Raw genomic sequence first — 12,339 nt, 5'->3', positions numbered from 1 at the left:
AGACCTTCATCCGCGGCACCACCCTGAAGCTCGCCGTCGCCAAATGAAGTGCCTGATCGTCGCAGCCGGGCAAGGAACCCGGCTGCGGGAGCGCGGCCTGCTCAAGCCGCTGATCCCCATCAAGGGCAGCCCCCTGATCGAACGCGTGATGGAGCGGGGGCGCGCCGCCGGCGTCACGGAATTCGTGGTGGTTAGCGGCTATCGCGGCGAAGATCTGCGGGCCGCCGTGGATGTCCTCGCGGCGCGGGTGGGCGTTGCCGTCTCCCATGTCGTCAACGACGAATGGGAACGGGCCAACGGCGTCTCGGTCCACAAGGCGAAGGCCCTGCTGACGGAGCCCTTCCTGCTGACCATGTGCGATCACCTGGTGGACCCCGGCATTTTCCAGGGCCTGATGGCACTGCGGCCGGAGCCGGACAGCGTGACCCTGGCCGTCGACTTCAACATCGAACGGCCGCTGAACGACCCGGAAGACGTCACGCGCGTGAAGTGCGTGGATGGCCGGATCGTGCACATCGGCAAGGTGATCCGCGACTTCAACGCCTTCGACACCGGCGTCTTTCTCTGCACGCCCGCCATGTTCGCGGCGCTGGAGGAAAGCCAGGCCAAGGGTGACGACAGCATCTCGGGCGCCATGAACGTGCTGGCGGGGTGGAAGAAGGCCTGCGTCCACGACATCGGCGACCGGTTCTGGATCGACGTCGACGACCCGGTCGCGTTCGAGAAGGCCGAAAAACTTCTGGACGCCGGCCAGCTCTGAGCCATGCAAACCACTGAACCGGTCAAGCGGACCTCCGAAATCGAGGAGGTCACCAACCTGTACGTCATCCATCCCATCTCAAGCTGGCTGACCCCCAGGTTCGCCGCCCTGGGGATACCGCCGAACGCGGTATCCCTGGCCGGGATGGCCTTCGGCATCGCCGCCGGCGTGGCCTACACCCATTACCAGGCCCTGGCGTGGACGGTGGCGGCCTTCGTCCTGATGATCGCCTGGCACGTCATGGACGGCGCCGATGGCCAGTTGGCCCGGCTGACCAACGCGCAGTCAGAAACCGGCAAGATCCTGGACGGCATCTGCGACTACGTCACCTTCATCGCCGTCTATGTCGGCCTGGCCATGACGCTGGCGGCGGAACACGGCGGCTGGGTGTGGATCGTCATCGTGGCCGCCGGCGTGGCCCACGCGGTCCAGTCCGCCGCCTATGAGATGCAGCGCCAGTGCTACAACTTCTGGGGCTGGGGACGGAAATCCGCCGAGTTGGCCAAGCTGGACACCCCGGCGGCGCACCGCCCGGGCGTGCTGGGGGCGCTCTACCGCCCGTATCTGCACCTACAGTACCTGACAACGGGCGTCACCGTGGGCTTCCACGACGAACTGGCGCGTGCCCTGGCGGCCGATGCGGCCCGCGCGCCGAAAATTCGGGAGGCGTATCGGGCCGCCTTCGCCCCGGCGGTGCGGCGCTGGTCCATCCTGTCGGCCAACTACCGCACGCTGGGCATTTTCATCGCCGCCGCCGCGGGCCGGCCGCTGCTGTATTTCTGGTTCGAGCTGGTGGGCTTCAGCCTGATCCTGGCCGTCCTGCTGTCGCGCCAGGCCGCCCGCTCCGCCCGTTTCCTCACGAGCCTGCGACAGGCGGCATAGCCGGCACCGGGCGCGTCCTGTGCGCCCGGTGGAAGAGATAGGCGGCCAGCCCGATCAGGATCAGCGACGGGCCCAGGGCCGTCACGGCGGGGCTGAGGTTCAGCAGCAGGTCCAGGCGATCGGAAATCTGCTGCGTCAGGGAAAAGCCGATGCCGATCACGGCGCCGATGGTGATCTGCTGGCCCGTGGACTGAGACCGCGGCGGCCCGAACACGAATGGCGCCGCGGTCAGCGCCATGGCCAGCATGGTCAGCGGCAGGCTGAGCTTGGTCCACAGTTCCTGTTCATAGCGCACCGCCTGCTGGCCCTGCCGCCCCAACTCGCGGACATAGCGGTAAAGGCCTGTCGGCGACATGTTCTCCGGCATCGGCATCAGGTCCTGCACGCGCTTGCCCGGCAGGAAGGACGCCCAGGACAGGCTGTCCAGATGCTCGGTATGGATCTGCTTGGCGTCCACGGTCTTGCGCGTCACGTCGCGGAGTTGCCAGGGACCTTCCGGCTGGATTTCCGCGCGGTCGGCATGGATGAACGTCTCCAGCCGGCCATCCTGGGAGAAGGTGTAGACGTTCACGCCGCGCAGGACGCTCTTGCTCTCGATTCGCAGCACGTTCAGGTATTGCCGCGCGCCGCTGGCCCAGAAGCTGTCGCCGCTGTCCGCCAGGGACGAGTCGGCCAAAGCGGCGGACCGCAGGGTCAGGGCCAAATGTTGCGCTGGCGGAATGATGAATTCCGCCACCAGGAACAGCACGAGGACCACGGGCGGCAGCAGCTTGAGCACCGCCCCGATGATGCGCACTTCCGATAGGCACAAGGCGCGCATGGCCGTCAGTTCCGAGCCCTTGCCCAGGCTGCCCAGGGCCAGCAGGGTGCCGATCAGCATGGCTACGGGCGCCACCTGCAGAACGCGCGACGGGCTGGTCAGCAGCACGTAAACCAGGGCGTTGACCACGTGGTACTGGCCCTCGCCCACCGATTTCAGCTGTTCGACGAACTCCAGCAGGCTGAACAGCGCCACCACGCCACCAGCAACTGTCAGGAAAGCCTTCAGTACCGCGCCACCGATATACCGGTCAAACTGGGTCATGGCGGACAGTGTGCTCCTGCGGCACTTCAAGGCTGCCGGATAGCCGCTTGACCAGGGCCCGGACACGGAACTCCACGTTCCATTGCGGCCAGTACAGCGCCACGACCAGCAGCACCCCCAGCAGCGCCGGCACCCACCAGATGCCGGGAATGGCGCCGACGGAGCCGTGCTGCACCCAAGTGCGGGCCGACGTGCACAGCAGATAATAGCCGGAATAGACCAGGATGGCGGTGCCGAACTTGGCGTAGCGCCCTCCCTGCCGGGGATTGACACGGCTGAGGGGCATGCCCAGCAGGCCCAGCAGCAGGGTGGAGAGGCAGGTGGACAGCCGCCACTGGAACTCCGCGATGTCGGCAGGATCGCTGGAGCGGGCCAGACGGGCACTGCTGACGCCCGTGGCGCTGTATTCCTGCGGGGCGATGTTGTGGTTGGCGGGGTCCAGCGTGACGCTGCCCACGTCCATCATGCGGTCCTGGGTCGAGTCGTCGCGGCCCAGGAAATAGACGTGCGCGCCGTCCAGCCGCACGTTCGACCCGCCGTCCCGTTTCGGCGGCAGGGCGCGGGCGCTCTGCGCCATGATGATGTCGGTGGTGGTCGGGTGCTGGATCTGGATGAAGACCTCTTTCGCCGGGCCCCGGATTCCCTCCCGCCGGGGGAAGAAGATGACCCGGCCACCGTGCTTGTTGAGGTAGAAGGTGCCAGATTCCATGGCATCGACGTTCATGGAAAGCTGCGCGCGGTACGTGATGTCGTGCGACTTCTCATACGCCCAGGGGCGCACGACCAGGGAAAGCGCCAGCACCAGCGCCGCCAGGCCGCCCGATAGCATGAACAGCGCGCGCAGCACGATGCCTGGCGTCACCTGCAGGGCGAACATCGCGGTGATTTCGGAGTCGCCGTAGAGCTTGCCGAAGGCCATCACCACCGAGACGTACAGCGAGATGGGAATCAAAACCTCAAGCGAGATCAGGAGCTTGAGCCCGACCAATTCGGCAATGGCGCCGGTGGGCAGCAGGCCGTTGACCGCGTCGGCCAGCAGGCCCGCGGTGCTGTAGCCCACGAACAGGGCCGCAAGGATGCCCAGCACGGCCGCCAGCGGCTTCGCGACTTCTCGGATTAGGTAGCGTTCGATGATCAAAGCTCTACGCCATCCCGCGCTTGGTTCATCTGGGGATTACCCTATCCGGCCGGGTGCCGGCTAACTTCCCCGGCGTCATCGCACCGGCCGTCCGACCATGGCATACGACATCTCGCATTAATGTCTATGACAATCCGACGACAGCCTTCTATAAAGGCTACGGCGGATATATGAAGCCTTCGCTAAATTGCGAGTGGGCGGAATGGCGGCTCCGCGATGGTGGCATAGCTAATATAGAAGCATGGCTAACTCAGAAGAGCAGATCCGGTCGCTTGTATTCGACGCCCTCCGCGCCGCGCTGGGACGGCCCGTCGAATTATCGGATGATACGAACATCACCGAAGGCCTCGGTCTGGATTCGGTTGCGGTCATGGATTTTGTGATGGAGATCGAGGATGCGCTCGACATCTCCATCCCCCTGGACCGGATCGCCGAGGTGAAGACCATCGGTGATCTTATCGCTACGGCACGTGATCTTAAGGGCAACCGCTGACCCATGGCTCTTTTCGATAAGTACGCGCCCTTGATGGGGCAGTTCGAGAGCCTGGAATCCACCGGCTACAACCCCTTCAACGTCAGCTTCGACCGGGTGCTCTCACCCACCGAGGGGATGATCGCCGGCCGGCGCATCCTGCTGCTGGGCACCAACAACTACCTGGGGCTGACCTACGATCCCGACGTGATCGACGCCGCCGTCGCCGCGACCCGCAACCTGGGCGCCGGCACCACCGGCTCGCGCGTCGCCAACGGCAGCTACGGCGGCCACCGGCAGCTGGAACGCCATCTGGCCGACTTCTACGGCCGGCGGCACTGCATGGTGTTCTCCACCGGCTACCAGGCCAACCTGGGCATCCTCTCCGCCCTGGCCGGCAAGGACGACCACCTGATCCTGGACGCCGACAGCCACGCCAGCATCTATGACGGCTCCCGCCTGGGCCACGCCCAGGTCACCCGCTTCCGCCACAACGACCCCGACGACCTGGACAACCGACTGCGCCGCCTGGCCGACACCCCCGGCGACAAGGTCATCGTCGTCGAGGGCATCTATTCCATGCTGGGCGACACCGCCCCCCTGCGCGAGTTCGTCGAGGTCAAGCGCAAGTGGGGCGCCTACCTGGTGGTGGACGAGGCCCATTCCCTGGGCGTCCTGGGACGCACCGGGCGCGGCCTGGCCGAGGCGGCCGGCGTCGAGGACGAGGTCGACTTCATCGTCGGCACCTTCTCCAAGAGCCTGGGCGGCATCGGCGGCTTCTGCGTCAGCGACATGGACGGCTTCGACATCCTGCGCGTCGCCAGCAGGCCCTACATGTTCACCGCCTCCCTGCCACCGGCCGTGGTGGCGGCGGTGACGGAGGCGCTGAACCAGCTGCGCCACCGCCCGGCGCTGCGCCAGCAGCTGATGGACAACGCCCGCCGCTTCCATGCCGGCCTCGGCGACCTGGGCTTCCAGGTCGGGCCCGAGGCCAGCCCCGTCGTCTCCGCCATCATGCCCGATCCCAAGACGGCCTTCGCCTTCTGGACCCGCCTGCTGGAGGCCGGCCTCTACACCAACGTCAGCCTGCCCCCCGCCACGCCCAAGGGCCTCGCCCTGCTCCGCTCCAGCGTCAGCGCCGCCCACAGCCGCAGCCAAATCGACCACGCCCTCTCCCTGTTCGCAGACACAGGGCGCGAGTTGGGCCTCATCCCGGCAGAGCCGGTCGTCCAACCCGAAATCCGCGCCGCCGCTCAGTAATACTTCATCAGCACGGAAACGGGATTGTCCCCGGCCTGGACGGGGATGCGCACCTTGCCCAGGTCCGGCGGCCCCAGGTACAGCGTCGGATTGTTGGAGAAGCCGTACCCCTCCGCCGGAATGCCGAGCATCGTCGTATCGAAATGGCCATTGTCGTTTTCATCATGGAACAACGCCACCGCGTAACGGCCGGCCTGGGGCAGGACGAAGCAGGCCTCCGTCACAGGCAGGACGACCGGCAGGATCTGGCGAGCGACCTTATAGGCGCCGTCCAGGAAATGGTCGGCATCGTCCGGATAGATGGTGATGGTGACGTTGCCCTTGCCCGAGTGCATGCCGGTGACGCTGAGCCGCAGCCGCACCTGGGCGGCATTGTCCGGGTCGCACGGCGGGCCGGGCATGGCCACCGCCTTCTCCGCCCGAGCCTCCACGGGCAGGACCAGGACCGCCGTCACTGGAGCCGCCACCGCCGCCAGGGACCAGATGCCCGCCAGCACGGCGCGGGCGTCAAGCTTGACTCGCATCACCAACACGTCCCCCACCAGTCCATTCTTCCGGGCGCGCCCGTACGCACCATGTACGGGCGGGGGCGGATGGACTTCAAGCCCTGTGAAGACCTCGCGCATGCGTGACGTGGTCATCTTCCGGCACAACCTGTTCCGCGTTTCCGAGACCTTCATCACGGAGCAGGCGCGCTTCCTGCGCCGCCACGCACCGCTGTACGTCGGGCGCCTGCGGTACGGCCCGCCGCCACCGGGCGCCGCCTCGCTGGCGCTGGCCGATCTCTGGCCGCGCTTCACCCTGCCCCGCATCGGCTGGCAGATGCTGACCCGCGATCCGGCACCGTATGAGCGCCTGCTGGCGGGGCGGCGCCCGGCCCTGATCCATGCCCATTTCGGGGTGGAGGGCGTCTATGCCCTGCCGGTGGCACGGCGCCTGGGCCTGCCGCTGATCACCACCTTCCACGGCTTCGACGCCACGCTGTCGACCGCGGCGCTGATGATGTCGCCCGCCTGGGTGAACTATCCCCTGTTCCGCGGCCGCCTGGCCCGGCAGGGGGACCTGTTCCTCTGCGCCTCCGCCTTCATTCGGGAACGGGTGCTGGCCATGGGCTTCCCGGTGGAGCGGACCCGGGTGCACTACATCGGCGTCGACTGCCAGGCCATCCGCCCCCGCGACCCGGAGGAGGAAACGCCGACCATCCTGCACGTCGCCCGCCTCGTGGAGGTGAAAGGGGCGGAATATCTGATCCGCGCCTTCTCCCTTCTTGCGGATTGGCATCCCAAGGCCCAACTGGACATCATCGGCGACGGGCCTTTGCGCAAGCCGTTGCAACGGCTTGCGGGAACGCTGGGATTGAGCAGTCGCATACGCTTCTTGGGCGCCCTGCCCCATACCGAGGTCCTGGCGCGGATGCGCCGGGCGGCGATGCTGGTCCTGCCCAGCGTGCGCACCAATACCGGGCGCGTCGAGGGCCTGGGGATGGTCATGCTGGAGGCCGCCGCCACCGGCGTCCCCGTGATCGGCAGCCGCATCGGTGGCATTCCGGAAGCCATCGTGGAGGACCGCACCGGCCTGTTGGCACCGGAGCGTGATGCCACGGCCCTGGCCCGGCACATGGAAACCCTGCTGGACAACCGCGACCTGCGCCATCGCATGGGATGGGAGGCGCGCGCCCACGTGGGGGCGCGGTTCGACATCACCCGCCAGACGGCGGCGCTGGAGGATATATACGACCAGGTGGCCGGCCATGCGGCATGACGGCGGCACAGGTCCCCAAAGGGCGAGCGACCAGAGGACGACCGGACGGGCGGTCGTGGTCGCGCATCCGGATGACGAGATCCTGTGGCTGAGTTCCGCCCTGGCCGACGCCGACCGGGTCGTCTTCTGCTTCGGCGATCCCTTCGGCCGGCCGGCCAAGGCGGCGGCGCGGCGGCGCGCGGTGGCGGCCCTGGCCTTGCCGGGACTGATCGACCTTCGCATTCCCGAAAGCGGCGCCGGCTTCGCCGTCGACCGGGCCAGACCGGAGGCCACGCCCCAGGGGCTGCAGATCACCGACCCGGCCGCCCGCGCCCGCTATGAGGCGAACTTCCCCCGCCTGGTGGCGGCCCTGCGCCCGGCCCTGGCGGAATGCGCCGAGGTCTACACCCACAACCCCTGGGGCGAGTACGGCCACGCCGAGCATGTGCAGGTCCACCGCGCCGTCACCGCCCTTCAGGCGGAGCTGGGCTTTCGCGTCTGGTTCAGCAACTATGTGGATACCAAAAGCTGGCCGCTGGCCACCCGGCTGGCCGGCGCCCCGTGCTGGACGGAGCGGCGCCGCGTCCGGCCCGATGTCGCCCTGGCGCGCGGTCTGATGAAGACGTACCGGCGCCATGGCGCCTGGACCTGGACACCGTTCCATCGCTGGCCGGCGCAAGAAACACTTTACGGCCAGGCGCTGGAGGTCGAAGGTCGCCACCCCATGGCGGGGGAGGAGATGCTGGACGTGGCCGGCCTGCGCTGGTGGCCCCCGCCCTGGCGCCGGGCGCGGCGGCGCTTGGCCCCCCTTTCGGTTTGATCCCTTGTCCCTTCGCTTTGAAACACGGCCTGCTGCGAAACACGATCTGCTGCGCGGAATGTCCCCATGACCTCGACTGACACCACCCGTCCCGGCCGCCTGGAAAACCTGGCCGCCGGTCTTCGCTTCGCCGCCCGCGCCGTCGGGCAGCGGTATACGCCGCTGCTGGCCCAGGTGGTGGTGACGCGCCGCTGCAACCTGGCCTGCGGCTATTGCAACGAATACGACGACTTCTCCCCGCCCGTGCCGCTGAAGGATCTGCTGGCGCGCGTCGATCATCTGGCGGCGCTGAGGACATCCTCCATCACCTTCACGGGCGGCGAGCCCCTGCTGAACCCCGACCTGGACAAGGCCGTGCGCCATGCCCGCCAGAAGGGGATGATCGTCACCACCATCACCAACGGCTTCCGCCTGACCAAGGAATGGATCGACCGCCTGAACGCCGCCGGCCTTCAGGGCATGCAGATCAGCATCGACAACCTTGAGCCCGACGAAATCTCGATGAAGAGCTTGAAGTCGGTCGAGGGCAAGCTGGAGCTGCTGTCCAAGCATGCGCTGTTCAAGGTGAACGTGAATTCCGTGCTGGGCGTCACGGGGGAGCGGACGCAGGACGTGGTGACGGTGGCGGAAACGGCGGCCAAGTTCGGACTGCAGCATTCCGTGGGCGTGCTGCACGACGGCAGCGGCACGCTGAAGCCCCTGAGCCCGGCGCAGATGCTGGCCTATGAGAAGGTCACCCAGATTTCGCCGTCCCTGGTGCACACCCTGAACTACCGGCTGTTCCAGAAAAACCTGATGAACGGCCAGGCCAACGACTGGCACTGCCGCGCCGGCGCCCGCTACCTGTACGTCACCGAGGACGGGCGGGTGCATTGGTGTTCGCAGCAGCGGGGCTATCCCAACAAGCCGCTGCTGGACTACACGCTGGAAGACATCAAGCGGGAATATCACACCGAAAAGGGCTGCGCCCCGACCTGCACACTGAGTTGCGTGCACCAGATGAGCATGTTCGACCGGCGGCGCCAGTCCATTCCGGACCCCACGGTCCGGCCCGCCGGCGCGCCGCCGGCGGATGGTGCCGCCAAGCCGGTCAGCTGACCGGCTTTTCCCGGTCGTACCGGAACAGCCCGCCATAGGCGACCGCCATCGCCACCGCGACGATGGCGACGCTGACGGCGGGCCGGTCGCCCCCGGGCAACAGGCGCAGGGTCCAGACCGCGGCGGCCATGACGGCAACGCCGGTGGCGGGCAGCAGGAAGGCCCGGGCGACGCTGGCGGCGCCGATGGCCCATGTCCGCTCCAGATAGCGGGCGCCCCACGCCAGCAGCGGCGGATAGATGGCCAGCCACACGGCCGCGACGGCGATGATTCCGCCCTCGGCCGGCAGCAGGGCGCCCACCGCCACGATGCCGGCGCTCAGCAGGGTCAGCGTGGCGGCCGACAGCTGGGCCGCCAGCCCCGGCCGGCCTGACGCCATCATCAGCGGCGTCAGCAGTTGCGAGGTCACGCGCAGCAGGGCGGCCGCGGCCAACAGCTTCAGCGGCAGGGCGGCGGCGGCATAGCTGACGCCGTGGTCGTCATGGATCAGGGCGGTCAGAGGATCGGCCGCCAGGATCAGGCCCACCATCAGGGGGGCCGTCAACAGGGCCAGCCGGCGCAAGGACCAGGTCAGCGACTGGGTCAGCCCGGCCCTGTCGCCAGCCAGGCGGGCGAAGACGGGCAATGCCGTGCGGTTGATGAGCGTGCCCACCGCCATCACCGGTTCCATGGCGATGTCGAAGGCGACGCGGTAAAGCGCCAGGGGGGCCGGGCCGTAGAACCAGCCCACCAGCAGGAAATCGACGTTTTTGAAGATCTGCTCGAACAGGTTGACCGCCGCGGCGCGGAAGCCGAAGCGGACCAGGCCGCGGATGTCGTCCAGCCGGAAGTGCGCCCCAGGGCGGAAGGGGCGCGCCAGCGTGGCACCGATCAGCGTGTAGAGCCCGCTGGAAACATAGCCCGCCACCAGGGCCCAGGCCCCGGCGCCCGCCACGGCCAGGCCCAGACGCGTCAGCGCCGCCCCCAGCGTGGCCGCCACGTTAACGACGGCGATCCGCTCATATTTCAGGTCGCGGTTCAGCAGCGCCAGCGGGATCACCGCGGCGGCGACCATCGGCTGCTTGGCGGCCACGGCGATGAAGTAGGCCGCCATGCCGCTGACGCCGTACAGGGCCTCCAGCCCCGGTGCCACCGCCAAGGTCACAGCCACCATGAGGAAGGCAGCGCCCAGGATGAACCAGAAAAGGCTGTCCAGCTGACGCTTGGCCACCGTGGGCGCCTGGACCAGGGCGTCGCCCGTGCCCAGTCCGTCGAAGGCCTCGATCACCATGCCGGTGGAGATGACCAGCGAGGCCACTCCCACCTGTTCCTTGCTGAGAAAAGTCAGCACAGCGAGGATGGTGGAGAAGTCGATGACCTTGGCCAGGACGGTGGCGCCGCCCAGCCAGTTGAAGCCCCGGCGCAGATGGCGCTGATGGTCGCCGCCGCTCACGTCGTGCTATCCATTGTCCTATCCATTCCGGGGGTCCTATCCATTCCGGGGTGGGGCCTCGGGACGGGGCGGCAGCACCCAGGCGCCCTTGTTGACCAGGTGGGCCAGCCAGTGGCGCGACTGCTGGCGCCACGCCCGGAATTCCCGCCTGCCCCAGGTGCCCGCCCTCACCGGGGCGGCGTTCATGCGCTCCTCCACCAAGGCGTGGATGCGCTGGGCCCGCGCGGCCCAGGTATAGTCGCGGCTGTCGGCCAGCGCCGTTTCCGCCAGGCGGGCGGCACGGCCCGGATCGCCCAGCAGCGCGTCGATGCCGGCGACAAGGTCGGGTACGGAATCGGGCGGGCAGAGATGGGCGTTCTCATCGTGGCGCAGGACCTCGCCCACGTCGGGCGTGCGCCCGGCCAGGATGGGCCGGCCGGAGGCGAGGTAGAAGAATACCTTCAGCGGCAGGACCGTCGATCCGAACTCCGCCAGCGGCAGCCAGGACGGCGGAATCAGCAGGATGTCGGCGGCGTAGACGTAGTCGGCCAGCTTGTCCGCCGGCTGATAGGGGACGATGCGCACGTTGGGCACGTCGCGGGCCATGGCCTCGATCGGCCCTTCCCCATACGATCCCACCAGAATGAACAGGACATCCGGCCGCTCCCTGGCTGCCTCGACCGCCAGGGCCAAGCCCTTCTTGTGGTTCACCCGGCCGGTATAGACGACCGTCTTCTGACCGGGCTCGACGCCGATCCGCCGCTTGGCCTCCTCCAGGGGGATGCGGGCCTGGAAGCGTGCCGGCTCGTAGCCGTTGCGGATGCAGCGTACCTTGTCCTTGGGAATGCCCAAGGCCAGGTATTTGCGCCGGGTGTAGTCGGAATGGCAGATCTTGACGATGAAGCGCGGATGGCAAAGCAGGCGGTACAGCCAGAACTGCAGCGGCGGGATCTGGTCGGGCCATGGGCGGTAGTGGTCGAAGGCGACCTTCTGCCCGAACAGGATGGCCATCCAGGCGACCCACAGGTTGCGGGTGTAGACCACGTCGGCCCGGCGAAACTCTTTCCGGAAAGGCAGGGTGAGGCCGCAGAGGAAATGCCGCAGCGCCGCCGGCGTGATCGGCGCGCGCGCATCGACCACCGGCATGCCGGCCAGGGCCTCCGCCGCCACCCGCCCCGCCGCGTCCTTCAGGGGGACGTGCAGCCACGCCCCTTCCGTCAGCGGGGCCAGATACCGGGCCGTGGTGGTAAATACTTCAGCGTCCGCTTCGGTGCTTGGTAAAGGGTTCTCGAAAGTGAATAATATTCGCATCGAAAACTGCACCATGGGAGAGCGGAGGGGTGCCCGTTTCTTTCATAGGTGACCGCCGGATTCAATAGCGACGGCCCCCACCGTTCCTCTCACCGGGCATGCTGAATGGCCGGTTGGAATCCGGCCCCGGCACACCGTTTATGGGTCCCGCGGGCGGAAATGGCGCCGATACGGTGTGTCGGCCATCATTTCCGTCACAAAAGTGTGAGGGTGCTCACATCCTTTTGACGCGCCTTGCCCGACTTTCGACTACTATTTTGCACATTCCCAACTCACAGGTTACGTCATGCAGAGGGCCAAAATCCGTATTGCCATCGCGGGCATCGGAAACTGTGCGAGCGCGCTGATCCAGGGCATTCATTA

12 protein-coding genes are annotated in these 12,339 nt (G+C 67.6%); 7 read left to right on the top strand and 5 right to left on the bottom strand.

Annotation, left to right across the window (positions count from 1 at the left end):
• Together FBZ89_RS30205 and FBZ89_RS30200 are read left to right on the top strand one after the other, a co-directional pair.
• On the top strand, positions 1 to 760 hold a 760-nt coding region (locus tag FBZ89_RS30205; RefSeq protein WP_246173069.1), incomplete at its 5' end, for a phosphocholine cytidylyltransferase family protein.
• Positions 761 to 763: 3 nt separating this feature from the next.
• Positions 764 to 1,642, top strand: coding sequence for a CDP-alcohol phosphatidyltransferase family protein (locus FBZ89_RS30200; RefSeq protein ID WP_145754774.1), 879 nt, complete (start codon positions 764 to 766; stop codon positions 1,640 to 1,642).
• Here the strand turns inward: FBZ89_RS30200 and lptG are convergent.
• Together lptG and lptF are read right to left on the bottom strand one after the other, a co-directional pair.
• The gene (lptG, locus tag FBZ89_RS30195; protein WP_145754773.1) at positions 1,617 to 2,726 is read right to left on the bottom strand and encodes an LPS export ABC transporter permease LptG; all 1,110 of its coding nucleotides are present in this window, start codon (positions 2,724 to 2,726) and stop codon (positions 1,617 to 1,619) included. The genes FBZ89_RS30200 and lptG overlap by 26 nt on opposite strands.
• Positions 2,713 to 3,864 carry an LPS export ABC transporter permease LptF gene (gene lptF / locus FBZ89_RS30190; protein ID WP_145754771.1) on the bottom strand — a complete coding sequence of 384 codons (1,152 nt, stop codon included), beginning with the start codon at positions 3,862 to 3,864 and terminating at the stop codon, positions 2,713 to 2,715. Before lptF ends, lptG begins: the two co-directional genes overlap by 14 nt.
• A gap of 241 nt (positions 3,865 to 4,105) precedes the next feature.
• Here lptF and FBZ89_RS30185 point away from each other — a divergent pair, with 241 nt between their 5' ends.
• Both FBZ89_RS30185 and spt read left to right on the top strand, forming a co-directional pair.
• Positions 4,106 to 4,357 (top strand): acyl carrier protein, encoded by a 252-nt coding sequence (locus FBZ89_RS30185; protein WP_145754770.1) that lies wholly within the window; start codon positions 4,106 to 4,108, stop codon positions 4,355 to 4,357.
• Between the two features lie 3 nt (positions 4,358 to 4,360).
• A complete protein-coding gene (spt, locus tag FBZ89_RS30180) occupies positions 4,361 to 5,596 on the top strand; it encodes a serine palmitoyltransferase (RefSeq protein ID WP_145754768.1) in 1,236 nt (411 codons plus the stop codon).
• Here spt and FBZ89_RS30175 read toward each other — a convergent pair.
• On the bottom strand, positions 5,590 to 6,120 hold the full coding sequence (locus FBZ89_RS30175; protein WP_211115423.1) for a DUF2141 domain-containing protein: 531 nt from the start codon (positions 6,118 to 6,120) through the stop codon (positions 5,590 to 5,592). The genes spt and FBZ89_RS30175 overlap by 7 nt on opposite strands.
• A gap of 100 nt (positions 6,121 to 6,220) precedes the next feature.
• On the opposite strand from FBZ89_RS30175, the gene FBZ89_RS30170 reads away from it, so the two are divergent.
• From FBZ89_RS30170 to FBZ89_RS30160, 3 genes are all read left to right on the top strand, one after another.
• Positions 6,221 to 7,357 carry a glycosyltransferase gene (locus FBZ89_RS30170; RefSeq protein WP_145754766.1) on the top strand — a complete coding sequence of 379 codons (1,137 nt, stop codon included), beginning with the start codon at positions 6,221 to 6,223 and terminating at the stop codon, positions 7,355 to 7,357.
• A gap of 55 nt (positions 7,358 to 7,412) precedes the next feature.
• Positions 7,413 to 8,156 carry a hypothetical protein gene (locus FBZ89_RS30165; protein WP_145754765.1) on the top strand — a complete coding sequence of 248 codons (744 nt, stop codon included), beginning with the start codon at positions 7,413 to 7,415 and terminating at the stop codon, positions 8,154 to 8,156.
• Positions 8,157 to 8,222: 66 nt separating this feature from the next.
• On the top strand, positions 8,223 to 9,254 hold the full coding sequence (locus FBZ89_RS30160; RefSeq protein ID WP_145754763.1) for a radical SAM protein: 1,032 nt from the start codon (positions 8,223 to 8,225) through the stop codon (positions 9,252 to 9,254).
• Here the strand turns inward: FBZ89_RS30160 and FBZ89_RS30155 are convergent.
• Both FBZ89_RS30155 and FBZ89_RS30150 read right to left on the bottom strand, forming a co-directional pair.
• Complete coding sequence (locus FBZ89_RS30155) at positions 9,247 to 10,686, bottom strand: oligosaccharide flippase family protein (RefSeq protein ID WP_145754761.1); 1,440 nt, start codon at positions 10,684 to 10,686, stop codon at positions 9,247 to 9,249. The genes FBZ89_RS30160 and FBZ89_RS30155 overlap by 8 nt on opposite strands.
• 36 nt (positions 10,687 to 10,722) lie before the next feature.
• Positions 10,723 to 11,976 carry a glycosyltransferase gene (locus tag FBZ89_RS30150; RefSeq protein ID WP_145754760.1) on the bottom strand — a complete coding sequence of 418 codons (1,254 nt, stop codon included), beginning with the start codon at positions 11,974 to 11,976 and terminating at the stop codon, positions 10,723 to 10,725.
• Between the last annotated feature and the right edge of the window lie 363 nt (positions 11,977 to 12,339).

It is taken from the genome of Nitrospirillum amazonense, from assembly GCF_007828045.1.
GTDB lineage: Bacteria > Pseudomonadota > Alphaproteobacteria > Azospirillales > Azospirillaceae > Nitrospirillum > Nitrospirillum amazonense_C.
This window is presented reverse-complemented; position numbering and strand designations above follow the sequence as displayed.